General features: G+C 70.7%; 22 protein-coding genes and 1 riboswitch. Of the genes, 12 read left to right on the top strand and 10 right to left on the bottom strand.

Annotation, left to right across the window (positions count from 1 at the left end; genetic code table 11):
- Positions 1-8: 8 nt before the first annotated feature.
- Complete coding sequence (locus tag CSR00_RS00670; RefSeq protein WP_099020453.1) at positions 9-1,355, bottom strand: bifunctional o-acetylhomoserine/o-acetylserine sulfhydrylase; 1,347 nt, start codon at positions 1,353-1,355, stop codon at positions 9-11.
- 159 nt (positions 1,356-1,514) lie between these two features.
- Positions 1,515-1,635: riboswitch (SAM riboswitch) on the bottom strand.
- A 113-nt stretch (positions 1,636-1,748) separates the two neighbouring features.
- On the bottom strand, positions 1,749-2,588 hold the full coding sequence (locus tag CSR00_RS00665) for an epoxide hydrolase EphH (RefSeq protein ID WP_099020452.1): 840 nt from the start codon (positions 2,586-2,588) through the stop codon (positions 1,749-1,751).
- Positions 2,589-2,673: 85 nt separating this feature from the next.
- Here CSR00_RS00665 and CSR00_RS00660 point away from each other — a divergent pair, with 85 nt between their 5' ends.
- The 3 genes from CSR00_RS00660 (at position 2,674) to yhjD (ending at position 5,736) form a co-directional block, all read left to right on the top strand.
- A complete protein-coding gene (locus CSR00_RS00660) occupies positions 2,674-3,489 on the top strand; it encodes an exodeoxyribonuclease III (RefSeq protein ID WP_099020513.1) in 816 nt (271 codons plus the stop codon).
- A gap of 106 nt (positions 3,490-3,595) precedes the next feature.
- Positions 3,596-4,648: a tryptophan--tRNA ligase gene (trpS, locus tag CSR00_RS00655; protein WP_099020451.1), complete on the top strand. Its 1,053-nt coding sequence runs from the start codon at positions 3,596-3,598 to the stop codon at positions 4,646-4,648.
- 32 nt (positions 4,649-4,680) lie between these two features.
- The gene (yhjD, locus tag CSR00_RS00650; RefSeq protein ID WP_099020450.1) at positions 4,681-5,736 is read left to right on the top strand and encodes an inner membrane protein YhjD; all 1,056 of its coding nucleotides are present in this window, start codon (positions 4,681-4,683) and stop codon (positions 5,734-5,736) included.
- A 24-nt stretch (positions 5,737-5,760) separates the two neighbouring features.
- Here yhjD and CSR00_RS00645 read toward each other — a convergent pair whose 3' ends face one another.
- From CSR00_RS00645 to CSR00_RS00630, 4 genes are all read right to left on the bottom strand, one after another.
- Positions 5,761-7,002 carry a D-alanyl-D-alanine carboxypeptidase gene (locus CSR00_RS00645; protein WP_099020449.1) on the bottom strand — a complete coding sequence of 414 codons (1,242 nt, stop codon included), beginning with the start codon at positions 7,000-7,002 and terminating at the stop codon, positions 5,761-5,763.
- 214 nt (positions 7,003-7,216) lie between these two features.
- On the bottom strand, positions 7,217-8,203 hold the full coding sequence (locus CSR00_RS00640; RefSeq protein ID WP_099020512.1) for an SMP-30/gluconolactonase/LRE family protein: 987 nt from the start codon (positions 8,201-8,203) through the stop codon (positions 7,217-7,219).
- A 19-nt stretch (positions 8,204-8,222) separates the two neighbouring features.
- Positions 8,223-9,608 carry an aspartate aminotransferase family protein gene (locus CSR00_RS00635; RefSeq protein ID WP_099020448.1) on the bottom strand — a complete coding sequence of 462 codons (1,386 nt, stop codon included), beginning with the start codon at positions 9,606-9,608 and terminating at the stop codon, positions 8,223-8,225.
- Positions 9,605-10,123 carry an Lrp/AsnC family transcriptional regulator gene (locus CSR00_RS00630; RefSeq protein ID WP_407662380.1) on the bottom strand — a complete coding sequence of 173 codons (519 nt, stop codon included), beginning with the start codon at positions 10,121-10,123 and terminating at the stop codon, positions 9,605-9,607. The genes CSR00_RS00635 and CSR00_RS00630 overlap by 4 nt, the downstream gene beginning before the upstream one ends.
- 133 nt (positions 10,124-10,256) lie before the next feature.
- Here CSR00_RS00630 and CSR00_RS00625 point away from each other — a divergent pair, with 133 nt between their 5' ends.
- Positions 10,257-11,762, top strand: coding sequence for a gamma-aminobutyraldehyde dehydrogenase (locus CSR00_RS00625; protein ID WP_099020447.1), 1,506 nt, complete (start codon positions 10,257-10,259; stop codon positions 11,760-11,762).
- A 71-nt stretch (positions 11,763-11,833) separates the two neighbouring features.
- On the opposite strand, the gene CSR00_RS00620 is transcribed toward CSR00_RS00625, so the two are convergent.
- Positions 11,834-12,694, bottom strand: a complete 861-nt coding sequence (locus tag CSR00_RS00620) for a universal stress protein (RefSeq protein WP_099020446.1) — start codon at positions 12,692-12,694, stop codon at positions 11,834-11,836.
- A 24-nt stretch (positions 12,695-12,718) separates the two neighbouring features.
- Entirely contained in the window at positions 12,719-14,236 is a 1,518-nt protein-coding gene (locus tag CSR00_RS00615) for an APC family permease (RefSeq protein WP_099020445.1), read from the bottom strand.
- Between the two features lie 81 nt (positions 14,237-14,317).
- On the opposite strand from CSR00_RS00615, the gene CSR00_RS00610 reads away from it, so the two are divergent.
- Positions 14,318-15,604: an APC family permease gene (locus CSR00_RS00610; RefSeq protein ID WP_099020444.1), complete on the top strand. Its 1,287-nt coding sequence runs from the start codon at positions 14,318-14,320 to the stop codon at positions 15,602-15,604.
- Positions 15,605-15,626: 22 nt separating this feature from the next.
- Here CSR00_RS00610 and CSR00_RS00605 read toward each other — a convergent pair whose 3' ends face one another.
- Positions 15,627-17,165 carry an MFS transporter gene (locus CSR00_RS00605; RefSeq protein WP_218014401.1) on the bottom strand — a complete coding sequence of 513 codons (1,539 nt, stop codon included), beginning with the start codon at positions 17,163-17,165 and terminating at the stop codon, positions 15,627-15,629.
- A gap of 360 nt (positions 17,166-17,525) precedes the next feature.
- Between CSR00_RS00605 and CSR00_RS00600 the strand changes: the two genes are divergently transcribed.
- The 7 genes from CSR00_RS00600 to CSR00_RS00570 are packed head-to-tail and all read left to right on the top strand — an operon-like array spanning position 17,526 to position 24,285.
- On the top strand, positions 17,526-18,596 hold the full coding sequence (locus CSR00_RS00600) for a polyprenyl synthetase family protein (protein ID WP_176561845.1): 1,071 nt from the start codon (positions 17,526-17,528) through the stop codon (positions 18,594-18,596).
- A complete protein-coding gene (gene crtI, locus CSR00_RS00595; protein ID WP_099020510.1) occupies positions 18,596-20,119 on the top strand; it encodes a phytoene desaturase family protein in 1,524 nt (507 codons plus the stop codon). The genes CSR00_RS00600 and crtI overlap by 1 nt, the downstream gene beginning before the upstream one ends.
- Positions 20,116-21,063, top strand: coding sequence for a phytoene/squalene synthase family protein (locus CSR00_RS00590; protein ID WP_099020442.1), 948 nt, complete (start codon positions 20,116-20,118; stop codon positions 21,061-21,063). The genes crtI and CSR00_RS00590 overlap by 4 nt, the downstream gene beginning before the upstream one ends.
- 3 nt (positions 21,064-21,066) lie before the next feature.
- Complete coding sequence (locus CSR00_RS00585; protein WP_099020441.1) at positions 21,067-21,408, top strand: lycopene cyclase domain-containing protein; 342 nt, start codon at positions 21,067-21,069, stop codon at positions 21,406-21,408.
- A complete protein-coding gene (locus CSR00_RS00580; protein WP_099020509.1) occupies positions 21,405-21,734 on the top strand; it encodes a lycopene cyclase domain-containing protein in 330 nt (109 codons plus the stop codon). The genes CSR00_RS00585 and CSR00_RS00580 overlap by 4 nt, the downstream gene beginning before the upstream one ends.
- A complete protein-coding gene (locus tag CSR00_RS00575) occupies positions 21,731-23,278 on the top strand; it encodes an FAD-dependent oxidoreductase (protein ID WP_099020508.1) in 1,548 nt (515 codons plus the stop codon). Before CSR00_RS00580 ends, CSR00_RS00575 begins: the two co-directional genes overlap by 4 nt.
- A complete protein-coding gene (locus CSR00_RS00570; protein WP_407662379.1) occupies positions 23,275-24,285 on the top strand; it encodes a DUF5914 domain-containing Rieske (2Fe-2S) protein in 1,011 nt (336 codons plus the stop codon). Before CSR00_RS00575 ends, CSR00_RS00570 begins: the two co-directional genes overlap by 4 nt.
- On the opposite strand, the gene idi is transcribed toward CSR00_RS00570, so the two are convergent.
- Positions 24,252-24,845: an isopentenyl-diphosphate Delta-isomerase gene (idi, locus tag CSR00_RS00565; RefSeq protein WP_099020506.1), complete on the bottom strand. Its 594-nt coding sequence runs from the start codon at positions 24,843-24,845 to the stop codon at positions 24,252-24,254. The two genes, CSR00_RS00570 and idi, sit on opposite strands and share 34 nt — an antisense overlap.
- Between the last annotated feature and the right edge of the window lie 108 nt (positions 24,846-24,953).

Raw genomic sequence — 24,953 nt, 5'->3', positions numbered from 1 at the left:
CGGCTCACTCAAAAGGCCGCCACGGCCTGCGGATCGGCGTTGCTGGTGGTGAAGGCCGACGCGGCGGCGAAACCGCGCTCCAGATCGGCCAGGATGTCGTTGATGCCCTCGATGCCGACGGCCAGCCGCACCAGCCCGGGGGTCACCCCCGTCGCGGCCTGCTCCTCGGGGGAGAGCTGCTGGTGGGTCGTCGAGGCGGGGTGGATCACCAGGGAGCGCACGTCGCCGATGTTGGCCACGTGACTGTGCAGGCTCAGCGCGTTGACGAAGGCCTTGCCGGCGTCGATGCCACCGGCCAACTCGAACGACAACACCGCTCCGGTTCCCTTCGGCGCCAACCGTTTTCCGAGTTCGTACCACGGCGACCCGGGCAGGCCCGCGTAGTTGACCGACAGCACGTCGTCGCGTGCGGCCAGGAACTTCGCGACGCGCTGGGCATTGGCGACGTGGCGTTCGATGCGCAGGCTCAGTGTCTCCAGGCCCTGGGCGACGAGGAAGGCGTTGAACGGCGCGGGCGCCGAGCCCAGGTCGCGCAGCAGCTGCACCCGTGCCTTGAGCGCGAAGGCCGGTGCCCCCAGATCGGCGAAGACCACACCGTGGTAGCTGGGATCGGGGGTGGTGAAGCCGGGGTGGCGTCCCTGGGTCCAGTCGAAGGTGCCGCCGTCGACGATGACGCCGGCGATCGCGGTGCCGTGACCACCGAGGTACTTCGTCGCCGAGTGCACCACGATGTCCGCACCCTGGTCCAGCGGCCGGATCAGGTACGGGGTGGCGATGGTGTTGTCGACGATCAGTGGCACGCCGTGCTCGTGCGCCACGGCCGAGACCCCCGGGGTATCGAGGATGTCGATCTGGGGGTTGGAGATGGTCTCGCCGTAGAAGGCCTTGGTGTTGGGCCGCACCGCCGCGCGCCACGCATCGAGGTCGTCGGGGTCCTCGACGAAGCTGACCTCGATGCCCAGTTTGGGCAGCGTGTAGTGGAACAGGTTGTAGGTGCCGCCGTAGAGCCGTGGGCTCGACACGATGTGGTCGCCGGCGCTGGCCAGGTTGAGGATCGCCAGGGTCTCGGCGGCCTGACCCGAGGACAGGAACAGGGCCGCCACCCCGCCCTCGAGGGCGGCGATGCGCTGCTCGACGACGTCGGTGGTGGGGTTCATGATCCGGGTGTAGATGTTGCCGGGCTCGGCCAGGCTGAACAGCGCCGCGGCGTGGTCGGTGTTGTCGAAGGTGTACGACGTGGTCTGGTAGATCGGCAGGGCCCGCGCGTTGGTCGCCGCATCGGGGGACTGCCCCGCGTGGACCTGCTTCGTCTCGAACGACCAGTCGGCGGTCGGATCCTGGGCTTCGGTGCTCATGGAACGAGGTTCTCCTGGGTGTGGCGCCCGTCGCCGCTGTGCGAAGCGGCCGAGGGGCGGAAGGCGTTCGGGCTGGGGCTGGGTCTCAGTGGTTCAGCGACAGCTACACAATGTGGGCTCCATCAGGTTTCCCTGTCTCTCCTGGGGCCCGTAACGCCGGACCCGCGCTTGCCGTGTAACCCGGTATGGGTTACTCAACCTGGTCATCACCCGGGGCACCCCACCGCGGTTGGAGGGTTGCCGGCCAGCAAGCCGGGGCTTATCGCTGGCACTCATGACCGATACGAAGACTATCGCACCGATGCGCCGGGCGGCCAGTGGCCCCCGAAGGCGCTGGTCAGAGGGTGTGGGCCGGGGCGCACGCCCGGCCGTCGCACCTGGGGCCGTCCGGTCTCAGGCCCGTCGCTCGCTGTTCGCCGGGGTGCTGTGTTCGTCGACGAAGTCGGCGATGAGGTCGCCGATCACCTCGGGGGCCTCCAGCATCGGAATGTGGCCGACCCCCTCCAGCAGGCTCATCCGGGAAGTGGGCGGGAGGTTGTCGGTGAAGTGCCTGCTGAACCGCGGGTGCGGCACCACCCGGTCGTGCTCGCAGGTCACCAGGTGTACCGGGGCCTTGGCGTGCTCGAGCTCCTGCAGTCCCGGGGCCAGCAGCGTCTTGACCAGCAGCTGGATGTAGGCCGGGCAGTGGGTGGCGTCGCGCATCAGCGAGAGCAGGTCGGCGTCGCTGGGTCCGTCGGCGGGGCCGCTGACCGCCAGCGTGGCGATCCGGCGCGCGAACGGCAGCCGCAGGATCGGCGCGCCGATCAGCCGGGCCGCCAGCAGGACCGGCCCGCCGGCCACGAACTTGCCGACCACCTCGAATTTCACCGGCGAGTACCGGGTCCAGCCGCCGGCCGGGGCGATGGCGGTGATGGTGCGGGCCCGGCCGCGCCGCTCCAGCTCGAAGGACACCCAGCCGCCCAGCGAGTTCCCCACGATGTGGGCGGTCTCCCAGCCCAGCTCGTCGAGGTGACGCTCGACCGCGTCGGCGAAGACGTGGGTGTCCAGCAGCCAGCGGTCGGCCCGGGGCCCGCCGTAGTGGCCCACCATGGTGGGGGCGGTCACCTCGAAGCGCCCGGTGCCCGCGAGGCGGTGCGCCACGGTGGACCACACCTGCTGCGAGCACAGGAACGGGTGCAGCAACAGCACCGGCTCGCCCGTGCCGAGGTGGAGGGGTTCGCGGCGGAAGGTCATGGCACCGACCCTAACAAGAACCCGGTACCGACGGTATCGGGTTGCGGGGTTCGGGTGCCCGCGCCGGGTCGCTAGGGTGCAGGCCGTGATTGTCAGCACCATCAACGTCAACGGGATCCGGGCGGCGGTCAAACAACGCTCCGACGAGAACCCCGGCCTGCTGCCCTGGCTGATGCAGACCCGTGCCGAGGTGGTGTGCCTGCAGGAGACCCGCGCCGACGACGAGCAACTGGCCGCGGCGCTGGCCCCGGCCCTGGACGACGGCTGGCAGCTGGCCTCGGCGGCCCCACATCTCAAGGGCCGCAACGGCGTTGCCGTGCTCAGTCGAATCCCCTTCTCGGCCGTCAGGGTCGGCTGGGGGGACGGCGAATTCGTCGACCACGGGCGCTATCTCGAGGTCGACCTGGACTCCGGTGTCACCGTGGGCAGCGTCTACGTCCACACCGGCGAGGCCCAGACGCCGCGCCAACTGGAGAAGGAACGCTTCATGGCGGCGCTGGCCGCGCGGATGGCCGAGCTGGCCGGCGATTCTGCCCGCGAAACGGTGATCTGCGGGGACTGGAACATCGCCCACACCGAGAACGACATCAAGGCCTGGAAGGCCAACGTCAAGAAGTCGGGGTTCCTGCCCACCGAACGTCAGTGGGTCAGCGATCTGCTGGCGGGGGGCTGGGTCGACGTGGTTCGGCAGCAGCACCCCGACACCGCCGGCCCCTACAGCTGGTGGTCCTGGCGGGGCAAGGCCTTCGACAACGACGCCGGCTGGCGGATCGACTATCAGCTGGCCACCGCGGGCCTGGCCCGCCGGGTGGTGGCCGCGGGCACCGAGCGGCCCGCCGCCTACGCGCTGCGCTGGTCGGATCACGCCCCGGTCAGCGTCGAATACGACCTCCCTATCTAGCGATTTCGGTGCACTGGGTCCCGCCAGGCGGGACCCAGCGCACCGAAATCGCGACGGGGACCGCCGGGCGGCGGGGATCGGCGGCCATGAGAAAATCTCGGACATCATGAATGCCACCGCCGAACCGCGCCGGGTCGTCTTCTCCGGCGTCCAGCCCACCTCCGATTCCATGCACCTGGGAAATGCGCTGGGGGCGGTCACTCAGTGGGTCGGCATGCAGGACGATTACGAGCCGTTCTTCTGCGTGGTGGACCTGCACGCGATCACCGTCCCGCAGGACGTGGAGCCCGCGGTGCTGCGCCGGCGCACCCTGGTGACCGCGGCGCAGTACCTCGCGCTGGGCATCGACCCGGCACGCAGCACCATCTTCGTGCAGAGCCATGTGCCCGCCCACACCCAGCTGGCGTGGGTGCTGGGCTGTTTCACCGGGTTCGGGCAGGCATCGCGGATGACGCAGTTCAAGGACAAGTCGGCCCGGCAGGGGGCCGACGCCACCACCGTCGGCCTGTTCACCTACCCGGTGCTGATGGCCGCCGACATCCTGCTCTACGACACCGATCTGGTGCCCGTCGGTGAGGATCAGCGACAGCACCTGGAGCTGTCGCGCGACGTGGCCCAGCGGTTCAACGCCCGCTTCCCCGGAACCTTCGTGATCCCGGAGCCGATGATCCCCAAGGCCACCGCCAAGATCTACGACCTTGCCGACCCGACGGCCAAGATGAGCAAGTCCGCCGCCACCGAGGCGGGCCTGATCGCGCTGCTCGACGATCCGGCCAAGACCGCCAAGAAGATCCGCTCGGCGGTCACCGATTCCGAGCGCGAGATCCGCTACGACCCGCAGGCCAAGCCGGGGGTGTCCAACCTGCTCACCATCCAGTCGGCGGTCACCGGCGCCGACATGGACAAGCTCGTCGAGTCCTACGCCGGCCGCGGTTACGGCGATCTGAAGAAGGAGACCGCGGAGGCGGTCGTGGAGTTCGTCACACCGATCAAGACCAGGGTCGACGAATTGCTCTCCGACCCAGCCGAGCTGGAGAACGTGCTGGCCGCCGGGGCCCGCAAGGCCCGGGAAGTGTCCGGCAAAACCGTGCAACGGGTATATGACGCACTAGGGTTTCTACCGGCCGGTGTGGACCGCGCCGCAGACGGGGACCAGTAGGAACGCGACGACCGACAGCTCGGGAGGCCGGCATGGCGGAACGGGTGGGCGCCGACACCGCCGACCGCGACGACAAGCCCGGGCGGATCGACCGGCTACGGGCACGGCTGCCGTGGTTCGACCACGTGATGCGCGCCCAGAAGCGCTACAAAGACAGTAAGGGCGATTTCTACGCCGCGGGCATCACCTACTTCACGATCTTCGCGATGTTTCCACTGCTCATGGTCGGTTTCGCCGTCGGCGGGTTCATCCTGGCCAGCCACCCCGAGTGGCTCGCGCAGATCGAGGACGCCATCCGCCGCACCGTGTCCGGGGACCTGGGCAAGCAGCTGATCACGCTGATGGATTCGGCCATCGAGTCGCGTACCTCGGTCGGGGTGATCGGCCTGGCGACGGCGGCGTGGGCCGGTCTGGGTTTCATGAACAACTTCCGCGAGGCGCTCAGCCAGATGTGGGGGCTCTACCGCGAGGAGCGCGACGGCTTCCTCCGAACCAAGCTGTCGGACCTGTTGGCGCTGCTGTCGGGGTTCATCGCGGTCGTCCTGACGCTCGCGCTGACCGCCCTGGGGCAGGCCTCGGTGATGAAGGGGGTGCTTGCGTGGTTCGGCATCCACGACTTCCCCGCGCTCGGGATGCTGCTGCAGGCGGCATCGATCGTGATGTCGCTGGTGGTGTCGTGGCTGCTGTTCACCTGGGTGATCGCCCGGCTGCCCCGTGAATCGATCAGCCTGCGCAGCAGTGTCTGGGCGGGGCTGATCGCCGCCGTCGGCTTCGAGATCTTCAAGCAGATCGGATCGATCTACCTTCAGCGGGTCGTCAGCGGACCGGCCGGGGCGACCTTCGGGCCGGTGCTCGGGCTGATGGTGTTCGCCTACATCACCGCCCGGCTGCTGTTGTTCTCCACCGCCTGGGCGGCCACCGCCAAGGACAATCTGCGCGAGGACGTCGTCCCGCCGCCGGGCCCGGCGGTCATCACCGCCCGGGTGGTGACCCGGCCGGGGCTCGGGCCGCTGCAGGTCGCGGCGGCAGCCGCCGTCGGAGCGGTTGGGGCGCTGAGCCTCTCGCGGCTGACGGGGCGCCGCGGCTGACGCCTGCCGGACCAGCGCTCGCGACTAGTGTTGCGGCCGCCGATTCAGCGACCTCGCGCCCATGATCAGGCCGAACACGATCACCGACCCGATCACCGCGACCCCCACGCGTACCGGCGTGGCATCCACGGGGGGGAGGGCCGTGGCCCGGGCCGCGATGTCGGTGCTGTCGGTTTCCGCGTCGCCGGGGTCCTTCGGCAGCAGGGTGGGGTCGGGATCGACCAACGTGCCCACGGTCGTGCCCGCGGGGGTGGCGAAGCCGTAGTCGAGCAGGCGGCTGGCCTGCTGCCAGGGCGCGTCGGGCACCCGGGTCCCGCGCATCATGATCGCGACCAGCCGCCGGCCGTCGCGCTCGGCGGCGCCGACGAAGGTCTGGCCCGCGTCGTCGGTGTATCCGGTCTTGCCGCCGAGGGCGCCCGGATAGTTCTCCAGCATCTTGTTGTCGTTGACGATCTCGTAGGGCGGGTTCCCGTCCCGGCCGGGGAACTGGTAGGACTTCGTGGCCACGATGCCGGCGAAAGTGGGGTTCTGCCAGGCATAGCGATAGAAGAGCGCCATGTCGTAGGCCGAGGTGCTCATGCCGGGGCCGTCGAGGCCCGACGGGGTGGCCGCCCGGGTGTCGCGCCCGCCCAGCCGGCTGGCCAGGGTGTTGATCTTGCCGATCGCGGTGTCCATGCCGCCCACCTGCATGGCCAGCGCGTGGGCGGCGTCGTTGCCGGAGTGCATCAGCAGCCCGTGCAGCAGGTCGTTGATGGTGTACTGCCCGCCCGGTGCCACCCCGACGCGGGTGCCCTCGGCGTTGGCGTCCTCCTGGGTGCCGGGCACCCGCTTGTTGAGGTTGAGTTCGTTGAGCGCCACCAGGGCGGTGAGCACCTTGATGATCGAGGCGGGGCGATGCCGGCCGTGCGGGTCCTTGGCGGCGATCACCTCACCGGAGTCCAGGTCGGCGAGCACCCACGCCTCGGCCGAGATGTCCTGCGGCAGTGGTGGTGTGTTGGGGGCGGTGACCAACCCGCAGCTGGCCATCGCATCGCCACCGACCGTCTTGACCGGGACCGGCAGCGGCGCCGGCGGGTCACCGGAGGTGGGCACCTCCGAGGAGTCGACCGCGGGCGGGGTGGTCAGCTTGTACGGGCAGGTGCCCCCGTCGGCGGCCGGTTCGGGTTCGGCGTGGGCCAGCGCTGGCGCACCCAGCAGCATCAGTGCGCCGGCCACGGCGGTGCCCCGGAGCACAGCGCGCCGGACTGTGGTCTTGAAGGTCCCCATCGTGGGTGCAGGTTAGGCCAGCGCACGGCGTTTCCGGCGGAGCCGCGCTGTGACTGGTGTGGTTTATGTTGCGATTGTTATCTTCGCGCACCCGCCGCACGCATTGATCCGGTACTGAGAGCGACGATCGCCGACGACGATCGCTCTCAGTACCGAATCAATCCTGGTGGGGTGCCTGGGGGGTGCCTGGTGGGACGGAGTTGCGCCGGGCGGCTCAGGGCAGCGGGGCGTGGGCCAGCGCCGGGTAGGCGATGCTCGACATCCACAACCGGCCCTGGTGCTCGACCAGGCCGGTGACGGTGCCGAACTGCGGATGGGTCATGGCGATGCCGGCGACCGCGGCCCCGCTGTCCGGGTCGAACGCGACGACCCACACCCGCGGCTCGATCTGCGGGTGCAGCCGCTCAGGCAGTCGCCAGATCAGCTTGCGCAGAATCGGCGAGCGTGGCGCCAGGCCGTCGGCGACGACGTTGACCGGGGAGACCAGCGCGCACCAGATCCGGCCGTCGGACCCCGTCGAGAGGTTGTCGGGCATACCCGGCAGCTCGGTGACCAGCGGGGTGACGGTGCCCGCCCGCGGCCCGGTGAGCCAGTACTTCGACAACCGCCGGGCCTGGGTCTCGGCGAACACCAGGGCCGTGCCGTCGGCGGTGGGGGTCACACCGTTGGCGAAGTACAGGCCGCCGGCCACCGTGCTGACCGCCCCGTCGGTGTCCAGCCGGAACAGTGCACCGTCCCCGCGGGCCTCCAGGATCGCGCCCTTGTAGTGCGCGTAGGTGAACGTGCTGGTGGACTCGGTGAAATAGATGGTGCCGTCGGGCAGTTCGGTGGCATTGGAACAGAACTGCAGGTGCCGCCCGCCCACCGAATCCACCAGATCCGTGAGCACGCCGGTGTCGCGGTCCATCGCCAGCAGACCGCGCGGGCTGTCACAGATCAGCAGCCGGCCGTCGTCGGTCGGCGCCAGTCCCAGCGGGCGGCTGCCGGTGTCGGCGACCACCCGCGTCGAGCCGTCCGGGTCGATCCGCACGATCCGGCCGTCCTCCAGCCCGGTCCACAGAAAGCCGTCGGGGTCGACGACGACGTCCTCGGGGGCCTGCCCGGGCATCGGCACCACCGTCAGCTCGGCGGGGCCGAACTCCGGCAGCGCCGCCACGGGCGGCGGCTGCCAGCGCACGGGGCGGACGGCGGGGCGCGACATCGTGATCACAACATCCGTGTCACAGCAGCGCCGAGGCCTCGCTGAGGACCCGGTGCAGGATGTCGTAGATGGCGTCGAACTCCTTCTTGCCGCAGGTCAGCGGCGGCGCCAGCTGCACCACCGGGTCGCCGCGATCGTCGGCGCGGCAGTACAGCCCGGCCTCGAACAGCGCCGCCGACAGGAACCCGCGCAGCAGGCGCTCGCTCTCGTCCTCGTCGAAGGTCTCCTTGGTGGCCTTGTCCTTCACCAGTTCGATGCCGTAGAAGAAGCCCTCGCCGCGCACGTCACCGACGATCGGCAGCTCCAGCAGCTGCTCGAGAGTGGCCCGGAAGATGGGGGCGTTCGTCTTGACGTGGTCGTTGAGCCCCTCCCGCTCGAAGATGTCCAGGTTGGCCAGTGCGACCGCCGAGGACACCGGGTGCCCACCGAAGGTGTAGCCGTGCCCGAAGACCGTCTTGCCGTCGTTGAACGGCTCGAAGAGCTTGTCGCTGGCGATCATTGCGCCGATCGGGGAGTAGCCCGACGTCATGCCCTTGGCGCAGGTGATCATGTCCGGCTGGTAGCCGATGTCCTCGCAGGCGAACATCGAACCGATGCGGCCGAACGCGCAGATCACCTCGTCGGAGACCAGCAGCACGTCGTACTCGTCGCAGATCTCGCGGACCCGCTCGAAATAGCCGGGCGGGGGCGGGAAGCAGCCGCCGGCGTTCTGCACCGGCTCCAGGAACACCGCGGCGACCGTGTCCGGCCCCTCGAACTCGATGGCCTCTGCGATGCGGTCCGCGCAGTACTGCCCGAACGCCTTGGCGTCGGTCTCGTAGGGAGCGGGCGCACGGTAGAAGTTGGTGTTGGGCACCCGGAAGCCGCCCGGCGTCAACGGTTCGAAGGGCTTCTTGAAGTCGGGCAGGCCGGTGATGGCCAGCGCGCCCTGCGGGGTGCCGTGGTAGGCGATGGCGCGGGAGATCACCTTGTACTTGCCCGGCTTGCCCGTCAGCTTGAAGTACTGCTTGGCCAGCTTCCACGCCGTCTCCACGGCCTCGCCGCCGCCGGTCGTGAAGAACACCCGGTTCAGGTCGCCGGGGGCGTAGCCGGCGAGCCGGTCGGCCAGCTCGATGGCCGGCGGTGTCGCATATGACCAGAGCGGGAAGAACGAGAGCGTCTCGGCCTGCCTGGCGGCGGCCTCCGCCAGTTCCTTGCGGCCGTGGCCCACCTGCACCACGAATAGGCCGGACAGGCCGTCGATGTAGCTCTTGCCCTTGTCGTCCCAGATGGTCACGCCCTCGCCACGGGTGATGATCGGCGGCGTGATGCCCCTGCCGTGCCGCGCGAAGTGTCCCCACAGGTGGCGGTCGGCCTTGGCCGGCAGATCACTCGCCACGTCGGTGCGGGATTCGGTTGTCGTCATCGTGTGCCCCAATTGTATTGTTGTTTAACGAGTTTCAGGTAGACGAGGGTTTCGGTGGAGTGCACCCCGGGGACCGCGCGGATCCGGGTGTTCAGCAGGTCGAGCAGGTCGTCGTCGTCCTCGCAGACCACTTCGACGATGGCGTCGAAGGTGCCCGCGGTCAGCACCACGTAGTCCACGCTCTCGATGGCGGCCAGCAGCTCGGCGACCTTGAGGGTGTCGCCGGTGCACCGGATGCCGATCATCGCCTGACGCGCGAAGCCCAGCTGCATCGGGTCGGTCACGGCGACGATCTGCATGACCCCGCTGTCGACCATGCGCTGCACCCGCTGGCGCACCGCGGCCTCGGACAGCCCGACCGCCTTGCCGATACCCGCGTAGGACCGCCGGCCGTCCTGCTGGAGCTTCTCGATAATGGCCTTGGACAGGTCGTCGAGTTGCATCGCTCGACCCGCGGGGCCGCCCATCATGGGCCGCAGAGGGGTCGGGCCGGATGTCGCGCCCGAGTCAGCCATCTCCCGATTGTGCACGGAATCAGTTGTCAGGGGCAACTAGTACCGCCAGTTTCCGATGTCAGCGGGTGTCTTGTCGCCGTAATGCGTAGGTAACCGTCTGGAACGCGGCACTCGGTTGGGCTACCGTTGGGCCATGACCGCGACGGTGAGCGACAAGTCTCTACACGTGGCAGGCAGCTTCATCGACGGGGCCCCGGTGGTGACCGGCGGCCCGGCGCACCGGGTGGTCAACCCGGCCACCGGTGCGGCCGTCGCCGAGATGGCGCTGGCCACCGCCACCGACGTCGACGTGGCGGTGGCCTCGGCGCGTGCGGCCCAGCGGGCCTGGGGCAGCGCCCCACCGGTCGAGCGGGCGAGCGTGCTGGGCAAGCTCGCCGAGCTGATGGAGGCCAGTTCGGAGGTGTTCATCGCCGAAGAGGTCGCCCAGTGCGGAAAACCCGTGCGGCTGGCCACCGAGTTCGACGTCCCGGGCAGCATCGACAACGTCGCGTTCTTCGCCGGGGCCGCAAGGCATCTGGAGGGTAAGGCCACCGCGGAGTATTCGGGTGACCACACCTCGAGCATCCGCCGGGAGGCCGTCGGCGTGGTCGGCACCATCGCGCCGTGGAACTACCCGCTGCAGATGGCGGTGTGGAAGGTGATGCCCGCGCTCGCGGCCGGCTGCGCCGTGGTGATCAAACCGGCGGAACTGACGCCGCTGACCACGCTGACGCTGGCCCGCATCGCCAAGGAAGCGGGACTGCCCGACGGCGTGCTCAACGTGGTGACCGGCACCGGCGCCGAGGTGGGCGCGGCGCTGGCCGGGCACCGCGACGTCGACGTGGTGACCTTCACCGGGTCCACGGCAGTGGGCCGGAAGGTGATGGCCGCCGCCGCGGTGCACGGTCACCGCACCCAGTTGGAGCTTGGCGGCAAGGCGCCGTTCGTGGTGTTCGACGACGCCGATCTGGACGCGGCGGTGCAGGGTGCCGTGGCCGCGGCACTGATCAACACCGGGCAGGACTGCACGGCGGCCGCCCGGGCGATCGTCGCGCGCGATCTCTACGACGACTTCGTCGCGGGGGTGGGTGAGGTGATGGGCAAGATCGTCGTCGGGGATCCCACCGACCCCGACACCGACCTCGGGCCGCTGATCTCGACGGCGCACCGCGACAAGGTGGCCGGCATGGTGTCCCGGGCCCCCGACCAGGGCGGCCGCATCGTCACCGGTGGCACCGCACCGGACGGCCCGGGCGCCTTCTACCGGCCCACCCTGATCGCCGACGTCGACGAGAGCTCCGAGGTCTACCGCGACGAGATCTTCGGGCCGGTGCTGACCGTGCGCGCCTTCACCGACGACGACGACGCGCTGCGGCAGGCCAACGACACCGAGTACGGGCTCGCGGCGTCGGCCTGGACCCGCGACGTCTACCGCGCGCAGCGTGCCTCACGGGAGATCAGCGCCGGCTGCGTGTGGATCAACGACCACATCCCGATCATTTCCGAGATGCCACACGGCGGTGTGGGCGCCTCCGGCTTCGGCAAGGACATGAGCGACTACTCCTTCGAGGAGTACCTCACCATCAAGCACGTCATGAGCGACATCACCGGCACACCCGACAAGGAATGGCACCGAACGGTCTTCACCAAGCGCGGCTGACGCCGAAACCGCACATTCTGTACCGATAACTCGAGTGGACCCGGCAGAATCTGCGGGCTCGGCGGCCGGGGTCACTCGTCGCGAGGAATCACCACGACGGGTGCGTCGGTGCCGGCCAGGATGCGGGCCCCGGTGGAGCCCAGAAAGATCCGTCGTGGGGCGGCGAACCGGCTGGAGCCGACGACCAGCAGGTCGGATTCGTCCCAGCTGAGCTTCTTCAGGGCCGACTCCAGCGTCATGCCGTCGGCCACCAGCGACTCGATCTCCGGGGCATCGGGCACTGCGCGCGCGGCCACCTCGAGGTTCTGCTCGGCGGCGCTGATCTGCAGCCGCCGCAGCTCGGCAAGGTCCTCGGCCTCGGCGAGGTTCTCCGAGGACACCAGCGAGAGCATCCGAATCGGCAGGTCGGCGGCGCTGGCCAGGGTCAGCGCGAACGGCAGCGGATTGTCCGCCCCGGGCTTGGTGGGTACCGCCGCGGTCACCGAGGTGATCGCCGGCGGCGGATCCTCGGCATAGCCGCGCGGCGCCAGCGCCACCGGGATGGTGGAGCGGTGCAACAACGCGCTGGTCACCGGTCCGATCACGTGGCCGCCGAAGAAGCCGTCACGGGCGGCGACCACCACGAGCAGGTCCGAGTCGTGCCCCTCGGCGAAGTCCAGCAGTGACTCCGCCGGCGACTCGCCCACCACCACGTTGGGTGTGGCCGACACACCCGCGGCGCTCAGCCGCGCAAGGGGTGCGCTGATCCAGCTGCGGCCGAGGTCGAGCAGGTACTGCTGGTACTGCGCGCGGCCGGGGTGCCCGTCGGGCAGCTCCTCGCGCACCACCAGCACGACGTCGACCGTCGCGTCGAACGTCCTGGCCAGTGCCGAGGCCAGCGCCACGCCGTCGTCGCCGGTCGGGGTGGCCAGATAGCCGACTGTCAGATGCATGCGCGCACCGTCACTTTCGCCTGATCAGTAGATGTCGGGGACCTTGACCTCGGTCCGGGCGTTGAGCGTCTCGCCGCGGAAGAATCGCTTGGTGCCGAACGCGAAACAGGCCAGCATCAGCGGGATGCCGAGCACCAGCATCCCCACCCCGAGCACGAACACCCCGCCGACGGGCCCGAAGGCGGTGTAACCGTAGTCGGGGGCGATCATGTCCTTGGCACTCTGGGCGAAGGCCCACGTCATCGCGATACCGCCCAGCAGCGGGAAGATGCCGCGGAAGAACAGGTTGCGCGCCGAGGCCAACAGCGTCCGGCGGAAATACCACACGCAGGCGAACGCGGTGATGCCGTAGTAGAAGGCCACGGCCAGGCCCAGCGAGGCCACCGAGTCGGCGAGCGCGTTCTCCGACAGGAACGTCAACAGCAGGTAGAAGAACAGCGCGGAGAGGCCCATCACGATGGTGCCGAACGCCGGGGTCATGTAGCGCGGGTGCACGTAGGCGAACCGCTTGGGGATGGCCTCGTAGACCGCCATCGACAGGGTGCCGCGCGCGGTCGGCAGGATCGTGGTCTGCGTGGAGGACAGCGCCGACACCGACACGGTGAGCACCAGCAGCGAGGCGGCGATCGAGCCCGCCACCGGCTGGCCCAGCACGGTCAGCACGTCGTCGGTGTTGTTCGCGTTGTTCAGGCCGATGCCCACGTAACCGAACCCGGCGAAGGACTGCACCGCGAAGGCGACCAGCACATAGGTGCAGACCAGGATCAGCGTGGTGATCACCGCGGCGATGCCGGGGGTGCGGTCGGCGTTCTTGGTCTCCTCGCCGACGGCCAGGCACGCGTCCCAGCCCCAGTAGATGAAGATGCACAGGATGATCGCCGCGGCGATCGACGAGGCGTCCAGACCCCCGGGCCACAGCCAGGACAGTTGCGGCGTGATCGCCTGGGCGCCGGCGGTGCCGGAGAACACCCGGACCAGCGCGATGACGCTGACCACGATCAGCACCCCGAACTGGATGGCGATCAGCACGTTCTGCATCCGTTCGGACACCACGATGCCGCGCGCGCTGACCAGCGTCATGAAGATGATGAAGAAGGAGCCCAGCAGCACCTTGGCGAACAGGTTGTCGGCCAGTCCCTCCAGCCCGAGGAACTTGAACAGGTAGATGGCCGCGATCTCGGCCACGTTGGCCAGCACGATGATCGCCGAGACCGCCAGGCCCCAGCCGCCGATCCACCCGATCCACGGGCCGAACGCCTTGGTGCCCCACGTGAAGGTGGTGCCGCAGTCCGGGGTGTCCTGCGAGAGTTCCTTGTAGGCGAAGGCCACCAGTAGCATCGGGATGAATGCCAGCACGAACATCGCCGGTGCCTTGTCCTGCACGTGCAGCACCACATACCCGAGCGTGGCGGCCAGGCTGTAGGCCGGTGCGACCGCCGCGAGGCCGATGACGATGTTGCCGACGAGGCCCAACGCGCCCGCCTGCAGACCCTTGTCGGTGACCGCGGCGGGCGGTGCGGCGGGCGGTTCAGCGATTGTCATGCGTGGAATATACGGTCCAACAGGCATTTCTGGTCGGTATTGCCCAGCGCGCGACACCGGGCGAAGGGAGGTGGCCGAAGGATGACGGGCCGAGGTGAGTTGTCGCTGGCCTCGCTGGTGTCGATCGGCGTCGGCGGCATGGTCGGCGGCGGTATCTTCTCGGTGCTGGGCCTGACGGTCCAGATCGCCGGGCCGGGCGCCTACCTGTCGTTCCTGGCCGGCGGGGTGGTGGCCGCACTGACCGGGTGTTCCTACGCCTGGCTGTCGGTGCACATCCGGGATCGAGGCGGGACCGCGACGTTCCTGGACCGCTGCCTGGGCCCGGCGGTGGCCGGCCCGCTGAACGTGCTGCTGTGGTTGAGCTACTTCGTGATGCTCGGGCTGTACGCGACCGCCTTCGGCGCCTACCTGTCGGCGGTGCTCGGGCTGGCCACCCACGGCCTGTGGGCCCGGCTGTTCGCCAGCGCGGTGGTGGTGGCCTTCGCCGTGCTCAACGTGTCCGGTGCGCGGATCGTCGGCCGCGCGGAATCGGTGCTGGTGTATCTCAAACTGGCTGTCCTGCTGGTGTTCTGCGCCGGCGGCCTGGCGTTCGTGGACCCGCACCGGGTGTCGCCCGCCGAGTATCCGAGCCTGGGTGTCATCGTCTACGCCGGCGCCCTGATCTTCCTGGGCTACGAGGGGTTCGAGCTGATCGCCAACGCCGCCGAGGATGCCCGGGACCCGCGCCGCAACCTGCCGCGCGCCTACGCGATCTCGATCGGCCTGGTGATCGGGCTCTACATGCTGGTGGCCTTCGTGGCGGTCGGCAACCTCACCGCCGGACAGATCGCCGACAGCCGCGACTACGCGCTGGCGGTCGCCGCCGAGCCGTTCTTCGGCACGGCGGGCTTCGTGCTCATCGCCGGGGCGGCGGTCGTCTCCACCGCCAGCGCCATCAACGCCACGCTGTACGGCACCGCCAAGTTCACCTATCTGATGGCCCGCCACGGCGAGCTGCCGGCCCGGCTGGCCCGCCCGGTGTGGAACCGGCCGATCGGCGGACTGCTGGCCACCACCATCGGCACCCTGCTGGTGGTCAACACCATCGATCTGGAACGCATCAGCCTGATCGGTTCGGCGGGGTTCCTGTTGATCTTCGCGGCGGTGAACCTGGCCGCCGCGCGCACCGCCCGCCACCGGGCGGTGCGCGCGGCCGCCGTCGCCGGCGTCGTGTGCTGCCTGGGATCGCTGGCGGCGCTGGTGACCTACACCGCCCGGGTGGCACCGACCCAGCTGTGGGTCCTGGTCGGTTTCGTCACCGCCGCGGTGGGCGCCGAGAGCGCGATCCGCCTGCGCGGGCGCCGGCCGCAACGGGCGGGGGTCCGCTGAGCGCGGCCCCGCAGGCCCGCGCTCAGGAGATGCCGGCGTCGGCCGCGCGTGCCCGGCCGACATGTGTGCCGACGTGTGGGTCGTGGTCGGGGTCGCCGACCCGCTCCAGGCTGAGCCCCTTGGTCTCGATCGCGAAGACCACGGTGATGACCGCACCCAGCAGGAAGGCGCCCACCAGGATGAACAGCAGTGCCCCGGTGCCGATCTCGACCAGCAGCACCGGGAACAGGAACGCCGTCAGCACCGCCCCGACCTTGGCGAACGAGGCCGCGAACCCCGCGCCGCGGCCGCGCAGGTTGGTGGGAAAGACCTCCCCGGCCAGCAGGTAGGTCATCGCGTTGGGACCCAGATTGGTCATGAAGTAGAAGAGCATGAACCCGGCGAACAACAGCACCATGTTGTGCTCCCCGTCCGCCCGGATGGATACGGCGGCCAGCGCCAGGCCGAGCGCGCACCCGATGAAGCCCACCGTCTGCAGTTTGATCCGGCCGACCCGGTCCACCAGCAGGATCGCGAACACGATGCCGACGAAGAACAGCACGTCCATCAGCGCCGAGCCCTTGGCGGCCAGCAGGTCGTTGTGGATCACCCCGGACAGCGTGTGCGAATCGGACTGGGCTCCGATGACCGCGGCCAGGATCGTCGGCGTGAAGATGCCGATCCCGTAGGTGCCGAGGTCCTGCAGGAACCAGGGCACCGACGCCAGGATGGTCGCCTTGCGGTTCTTCCGCGCGAACAGGGCGGCGAATCCGGCCTCGCCGCGGGCAGCCGGCGCCGCCACCGCGAGGTGCGACAGCGAGACGTCGGTGGGGTAGGGCGGGGTGCGGCTGAGCAGCCGGCGGGTTTCGCGTTCCGCCTCGGCGGTGCGCCCCTGGGAGATCAGCCAGTGCGGGCTGTCGGTGATGTAGAACCGTCCGACGATCACCAGGACCGCGGGGACGATCGCGGTGGCATACATCCAGCGCCAGGCTCCCACGTCGGGGTTCTCGTGCAGCACGACGAAGCCCACCACCGTGCCGAACAGGGCGCCGACGGACTGGAACGCGAAGGCGCTCAGCACCAGCCGGCCCCGCATGGAGGTCGGGATGCTCTCGGAGATCACCATGTGCGCGGTCGGGTAGTCACAGCCCAGCGCGAGCCCGGTGCCGAACAGGAAGACCACCAGCAGGATGGCGCTGGGGGAGAAGGTCAGCGCCACCAGGAAGACGGTGAAGATGATCATCTCGATGATGAACATGCGCTTGCGTCCGTAGACGTCGGCCATGGAGCCCAGCAGCGTCGCCCCGACCAGGATGCCGGCCAGCGATGCCGAGGTGACGAAGCCCTTCTCCGTGGTCGACAGGCCGAACTCGATGGATAGCAGCGGCAGGGCCACGCCCGTCATGAAGACGACCATGCCCTCGAAGAACTTGCCGGCCGAGGCCAGCGACCAGATTCGCCACTGCATGGCGGTCATCGGGGTGGAGGACGTCGCGGTGCCGTCCGACCACGCCGGGCGCTCATCGATGTAGTCCTGGACCGTCCTGGGGACGATGGGGCGCGGCGGAGCACTGTCTGACATTTCGAACATCCCGGGCGTCGGTGGCTTGGGGTGGCTGTGGGCTGGCTTGGGGGCGGCCGGGAGCCGGCTGGCGACCGCCTCGGTGTGCCGCAGAAAAACCTACCTACGCTGCGCCCGAGAGCTATTCGAGCACGCAGTGTTCGCTCGCCGTCCATCTGCGGTTCGCATTGCGGCGCTCCCGTCCACCCGTCGCCGGCCGAGTCGTTTCGAAGTGGTTCGGGAACCGGTTCAGAAACCGACCCATCCGCTCGTGCCGCGGATCCGAATAGTCCAACAGGAGCGGCCCGGGGTCGGGTCAGGGTCGGGAAGGAACAGGGGCAGTTGAGCAGCGGTGAGCGTGCGACACGGGAGCAGGTCGACGTGCGGGCCCGGGTGGGCTCACCCGACTGGCATGACGAGGTGCGCGACGCCGTGCTGGCGCACCTGGCCGATTTCGTGCGGCGGGACTGCATCGACCGGCTGGGGGGCGCCCACGTCGACGTCGCCGCCGAACTGCTGACCGGCTTTCTCACCGGCGGCAAATGCGTCCGGTCGACCTTCATGTATCTGGGCTGGCTGTGCGGGGCGCCCGAGGACGAGGCGGCGCTGCGTGCGGCGGCCAGCCTGGAACTGCTGCACGCGTTCGCGCTGGTGCAGGACGACGTGATGGACTGCTCCCCGTTGCGCCGGGGCCGCCCGGCCGCCCACGTGGTCTTCGGGCGCTGGCACGCCGAGCGTCAGCTGACCGGTTCGGCGCAACGGTTCGGCGAATCGGCGGCGATCCTGCTGGGCGACCTGTGCCTGGTGTGGGCCGAGGCGATGCTGCGCACCAGCGGTGTCGGGGAGCCGGCGCTGGCCCGGGTGTGGCCGCGCTACGACGACATGCGCACCGAGCTGGCGGTCGGCCAGTTCGCCGATCTGGTCAACTCCGCGCGGCAGTTCCCGACGCTGGAGGCGGTGCTCGACGTGCTGCGCCGCAAGTCGGGCAACTACACCGTGCGGCGCCCGCTGGAGATCGGGGCGGCCATGGCGGGTTGCCCGCGACCGGTGCTCGACGCGCTGGCCGGGTACGGGTCGGGCATCGGCGAGGCCTTCCAGCTGCGCGACGACCTGCTCGACGTCTTCGGGTCGCCGGCGCTGACCGGGAAGTCCACCGGAGCCGACCTAACCGCGCACAAGGCCACCAGCGTCGTCGTGGCCGCCCACCGACTGGCCGAACCTGGACTGCGCCGCGAACTCGAGGAGCTGATGAGTGGGCCGGCGCCGGGCCCCGCCGACGCCGAACGCTGGCGCGCGATGATCGTGGCCAGCGGGGCGGTGCAGTGGATCGAACAGCTCATCGCCGAACGGTTCGCCCGCGCGCTTACCCACCTCGACGTCTCCGGTATCCCCGAGACCACCCGCACCGCGCTGGCCGGGATGGCCGTCGTGTGCACCGAGCGGGCCGCCTGATGCGCGCCGTGAGCGGACCCACCGACCGGGTCGTCGTCGTGGGGGCCGGGCTGTCGGGGCTCTCGGCCGCACTGCAACTGGCCGGGCGGGGCCGCGCCGTCACCGTCGTCGAACGCGGTGCGCACCCGGGCGGCCGCGTCGGGCGCGTGGACATCGGCGGCTACCGGCTCGACACCGGGCCCACCGTCCTGACGATGCCGGAGATCATCGACGACGCCTTCGCCGCCGTCGGCACCACCCTGGCCGACCGGCTCGACCTGCACTCCGTCGATCCGGCATACCGGGCGATGTTCGCCGACGGCAGCGGCGTGGCCGTGCACACCGATGCCGGCGCGATGGCCGCCGAGATCGAACGGTTCGCCGGCACCCGCGAGGCCGACGGCTACCTGCGGTTGCGTGACTGGCTGACCCGGCTCTACCGCACCGAGTTCGACGGGTTCATCGCCGCCAACTTCGATTCGCCGCTGTCGCTGGTGACCCCGCAGCTGGCCCGGCTGGCCGCCATCGGCGGGTTCCGCCGCTGGGACACGATGGTGCGCCGTTTCCTGCACGACGAGCGGTTGATGCGGGTGTTCACCTTCCAGGCCCTCTACGCGGGGGTGCCGCCGCAGAGCGCGCTGGCCGTCTACGCGGTGATCGCCTACATGGATACCGTCTCCGGGGTGTACTTCCCGCGCGGGGGCATGCGCGCACTGCCCGACGCGATGGCCGCCGCGGCCGCCGACGCCGGCGTCGAGTTCGTGTACGGGGCCTCCGTGTCGGCGTTGGAGCGCAGCGGATCCCGCGTCACCGCGGTGCGCACCGCGCAGGGCCACCGGGTGCCCGCCGACGCGGTGGTGCTGACCACCGAACTGCCCGACACCTACCGGCTGCTGGGCCGCACACCGCGCCGCCCCCGGCGGCTGCGCCCGGCCCCCTCGGCCGTCGTCGCCCACGTCGGGTGCCGCGCGCTGCCGGGCGACGCCGCCGGGGCCGAGTCGGCGCACCACACCATCCTGTTCGGCCGGCAGTGGCGGCAGACCTTCGCCGACATCATCGACGACGGGCAGGTGATGGGGGACCCGTCGCTGCTGGTGACCCGCCCGACCGCCGGGGACCCGAGCCTGGCCCCGCCCGGACGCGACCTGCTCTACGTCCTGGCGCCCGCGCCCAACCTCGAGGTGGGCACCGTCGACTGGAGCGCCGCCGGGTCGGGTTATGCCGAGCAGATGATGGACCTGGTGGCCGCTCGGTTGCCCCACCTGGCCCACCACACCGAGCTGTTGCACGTGGACACCCCGGCCGACTGGGCCCGGCAGGGCATGGCCGCGGGCACGCCGTTCGCCCTGGCGCACACCTTCGGTCAGACCGGCCCGTTCCGGCCGGCCAACACCGTGCGCGGCGTCGACAACGCCGTGCTCGCCGGCTCGTCGACGGTGCCCGGAGTCGGGGTGCCCACGGCGATCCTGTCCGGGCGGCTGGCGGCCGACCGGATCACCGGAGTCCCCACCCGTCGATCCCACCCCGAGGTGCAGCAATCATGATCGGCTCCGAACTCGACGCCGCCGGCGTCCGCGAACCCGCGCTGCGGGAGGCCTACCGGCGGTGCCGCGAGGTCAACGCCCGGTACGGCCGGACCTTCTTCCTGGCCACCCGGCTGCTGGCCCCGCACCAGCGTCCGGCGGTGCACGCGCTGTACGGCTTCGCGCGCAGCGCCGACGACATCCTCGACGACATCGACGACGAACGGGGTGTCGAGGCCCGCCGTGAGCAGCTGCAGCGGTTGTCGACCCGGTTGTTCGGCAGCCTGGTCGAACACCAGCCCTGCGACGACGACCCGGTGCTGGCCGCCGTGGTGCACACCGCGCGCCACTACGGCATCGGCTGGGACCTCTTCGACGACTTCCTGGCCTCGATGCGCATGGACCTGTCGGTGACCGACTACGCCGACCGGGCCGCCCTGGAGCGCTACATGTACGGCTCGGCGGAGGTGATCGGGCTGCAGATGCTGCCCGTGCTGGACACCGTGGTCCCGCCCGAAGACGCCGCCCCGCACGCCGCGGCGCTGGGAAAGGCCTTCCAGCTCACCAACTTCCTGCGCGACGTCGACGAAGACCTGCGTCGCGGCCGGGTCTACCTGCCCGCCGACGAGCTGGCCGCCCACGGTGTCGACCGCGACCTCCTGGGCTGGTGCCAGACGAACCGGCGCACCGAACCGCGGGTGCGCCGCGCGCTGGCCGAGCAGCACGCCATCACGCGCACGGTCTACGCCCAGGCCCGCCCCGGAATCGCCATGCTGGCCCCCGGTTCCCGGCCCTGTGTGAGTGCCGCCCTGACGTTGTACTCGGAGATCCTGGCGCGGATCGAGGCCATCGACTTCGAGATCTTCGGCCAGCGCGCCTCCGTCGGAACACCGCGTCGGGTCGTGGTGGCCGCGGCCGGCGCCACCCGCGCCTGGGCCCACCGGGCCGTGCACGGGAGCAGGTGAGCCGTGGACCGTTGGCAGTATCTGCTCGTGCTGGGCGCCTGCCTGTTGATCACCGCACCGTTGGAGGCCTTCGGTGCCGGTGTGTACCGCCAACCGCGGCGCACGGTGGCGGCCATCGCCCCGGTGGCCGCGGTCTTCCTGATCTGGGACGCCGTCGCGGTCGCCGGGGGAGTGTGGTCCTACAACCCGCACTACATCGTCGGCGTCATCGCACCCGGCGACCTGCCGGTGGAGGAGGTGCTGTTCTTCGTGGTGATCCCGTTGTGCGGGTTGTTGACCTATTCGGCGGTGGACACCATGCTGGCCTCGGTGGGGAGCCGATGGCGGAAGCGGCGCGGCCGGTGAGCGGGCTGGGCTACACCCTGCCCGCCGTGCTCGCCGTCGTCGCGGTCTGCGCGCTGGAACTCCTCGTGCTGCGCACCGGGCTGCTGCGCCGCCCCGCCTACTGGATCTCGATGGTGATCGTGCTCGGGTTCCAGATCCCCGTCGACGGCTGGCTGACCAAGCTCAGCGCGCCCATCGTCCGCTACGACGAGTCGCACACCAGTGGTATCCGGTTTCCCTGGGACATCCCCGTCGAGGACTTCCTGTTCGGCTTCGCGCTGGTGACGGCGGTGCTGCTGCTGTGGGAACGCGGCCGGCCGCGCGCGGCACACCGGGAGCGCCGATGAGCGCATCCGACCGGCGCCGCGAAACCCTGCCCGCCGCGCCGGGACGGACCAGCGCCCGCGCGCTGGACCGCGTCCCGCGGGTGGTGGTCGCCGGCGGGGGCATCGCGGGCCTGGCCGCGGCCGCGGGACTGGCCGAGCGCGGGGTCGGCGTCGACCTCGTCGAGCGTCACGACCACCTCGGCGGGCGGGCCGGCGGGTGGACCGAGAAGCTCCGCGACGGTTCGACGGTGGGGATGAACCGAGGCTTCCACGCGTTCTTCCGCCAGTACTACAACCTGCGGGCGCTGCTGCGGCGCGCCGATCCGGGGCTCTCGGCACTGGCCCCGCTGGTCGACTACCCGCTCATCGACGGGGTGGGGCGCCGCGACACCTTCCGCGGGCTGCCGCGCACGCCACCGCTGAACGCGTTGGCGTTCTCGTTGCGCAGCCCCACCTTCCGGCTGCGCGACATGCTGCGGCTGGACGCGCGGGCGGCCGCCCCGCTGGCCGCCGTGTCGGTGCCGCAGACCTACGCCGAACTCGACGGCACCGACGCCGGGACGTTCCTGCGCGACATCAACTTCCCCGACGCCGCCCGGCACCTGGCCTTCGAGGTCTTCGCCCGCAGTTTCTTCGCCCGGCCCGAGGCGCTGTCGGCCGGGGAGCTGGCGACCATGTTCCACATCTACTTCCTGGGCTCCAGCGAGGGATTGGTGTTCGATGTCGCCAACGCGAACTTCGATGTCGCCCTGTGGAATCCGATCTGCCACTATCTGCAGCGCAGGAATGTGCGGGTGCATACCGGCGACGAGGTGCAGGCCGTGGGCTCGCGGGACGGGCGGGTGGTGGTCACCTGCGGCAGCGGGCGCGAGCTGCGCGCCGACGCGGTGGTGCTGGCCACCGACGTGGCGGCCCTGCGCGGAATCGTCGCGGCCTCCCCGGGGCTGGGCACCGGGGGCTGGCGCGACCGGATCGCCGCGCTGGGCACCGCGCCGCCGTTCGTCGTGCTGCGGTTGTGGCTGGACCGCCCGGTACGGCCCGAGCGGGCCGCCTTCGTCGGAACGGGTGGGCGCCCGCCGCTGGACAACATCAGCGTACTGGAACGCTACGAGCACGAGGCCGCCGAATGGTCCTCCCGCACAGGAGGTTCCGTGATCGAGCTGCACGCCTACTCGGTGCCGGACAGCGAGCCCGACGACGGGGTGCGCGAGCAACTGCTGATGCGCATGCGCGAACTGTATCCGGAGACCGCCGAGGCGGCGATCGTCGACGAACGCCTGCTGCGCCGCGCCGACTGCCCGCGGTTCGCGCCCGGCGACTTCGGCCCGCGACCCACCGTGGCCACACCGGATCCGCGCGTGGTGCTCGCCGGCGACGGCATCCGCATCGACCTGCCGGTGGCGCTGATGGAGCGCGCCGCCACCACCGGCTGGGCGGCGGCCAACGAGCTGCTCGGCCGATTCGGCCTGATGGGCCACCCGCTGCATACCGTGCCCAACCGCGGCCGCTCGGCGTTGCTGCGCCGAGCGGCCGCCCGTGCCGGGAAGGGAGATGGCGCCCGGTGAGCGTGTTCACCCGGATCCGCGCCGGCGTCGCCGCGCCGCTGCGCGGGTTGCCCTTCCGGAGACTGCCGCCGACGGACTGGTCGGCGCAGGCACCGACCTACGCCGAGGCCAGCCCGGCGTTGATCGCCTCGGCGCTGACCCGCGCACAGCGCCGGCCCAGCGGCAACTGGTACGTCTTCGCGGCCAGCTCCGACATCGCGTCGGCCGCGGTGGGCACCACCGTGGCCGGTGTGGAACTGGTGGCCTGGCGCGGTCCCGGTGACCGGCTGCTGGTGGCGCCGCGCGCCTGCCCGCATCTCGGTGCGGATCTGGCGACCGCGCCCGTGCACCGGGGGGCGTTGGTGTGCCCGTGGCACGGCCTGCGCCTGCGGGAGGATGGGTACGGGGCGTTCAAGCCCTATCCCGCGCATGACGACGGGGTGCTGTGCTGGGTGCGCCTGGACGCCGTCGGCGGTGAGTCGCCGACCGAGGCGCCGATCGTCCCACCGCGGCCGGGACATCCGCGGCTGGCCGCCGTCGCCCGCGCCGAGGGGGTCTGCGAACCCCGTGACGTCGTCGCCAACCGGCTCGACCCCTGGCACGGATCGTGGTTCCACCCGTACTCGTTCACCCGGCTGGAGGTGCTGTCGGCGCCGCCGGCCGACGACGGCCTCGCCGAGCACCTGGACCGGTTCGTCGTGGCCGTCACCTTCCGCCTCGGTCGTCTCGGGGTGCCGGTGACCGCCGAGTTCACCACCCCCGAGCCGCGCACGGTGGTGATGCGGATCGTCGAGGGCGAGGGGCGTGGCAGCGTCGTGGAAACCCACGCGACCCCGCTGGGGCGCGGGCCCGACGGGCGGGCCCGCACCGCCGTGCTGGAGGCCGTCATCGCCCACTCGGACCGGCCACACTTCGGGAAATCGCTGCCGGTGGCGCCGCTGATCAGACCGCTGATGCGGCACGCGGCCACCCGGTTGTGGCGCGACGACATGGCCTATGCCGAGCGGCTGTTCGAACTGCGGTCCTGACCCGACGCCGGCGAGCCGACGCCGGCGGCCTCCAGCAGCGGCACCTGCTCGGCCGCCCACGGGCTGATCGCCCAGCCCCACCGGGCCGCCGCGCGCAGCTGTTCCCACGGCACCCAGGCGTGGTCCATGGTCTCCTCGGGGTCGGGCCGCACGGCCCCGGCGGTGCGGGCGCAGAACACCGGGCAGACCTCGTTCTCCACCACCCCGTCGGCGGCCACCGCCTGGTACCGGAATGCTGGCAGCACGCAACGCAGGCCGGTGATCTCCACGCCCAGTTCCTGGCGGACCCGGCGCTGCACGGCCAGGGCGGGCGACTCACCGGGGGCCGGATGCCCGCACACCGCGTTGGTCCACACCCCGGCGAAGGTGCGTTTGTGCAGGGCGCGGCGGGTCAGCAGCACCCGGCCGGCGTCGTCGAAGAGGTAACAGGAGAAGGCCAGGTGCAGCGGGGTGGATTCGTGGTGGACCTCCGCCTTGGGCGCCGAGCCGATGCTGCGGCCCTGCTCGTCGAGCAGCACCACCAACTCCTGGCCGTTGGCCGTGTCCTTGGTCACCGTCATGCACACCACCGCGAGTTCGCCGGACCGATCGGCAGAGCGACCGCCCTGCCTTCACTACCCATTCGTCGCCGACACAGCCCCGGATCGGTCGCGATTTCGGTGCGCTGG

Origin of the sequence: Mycolicibacterium palauense (assembly GCF_002592005.1) — a bacterium.
Taxonomy (GTDB): domain Bacteria; phylum Actinomycetota; class Actinomycetes; order Mycobacteriales; family Mycobacteriaceae; genus Mycobacterium; species Mycobacterium palauense.
Note: the sequence above shows the minus strand (reverse complement) of the source record. Positions and strands in the feature narration are given on the sequence as shown.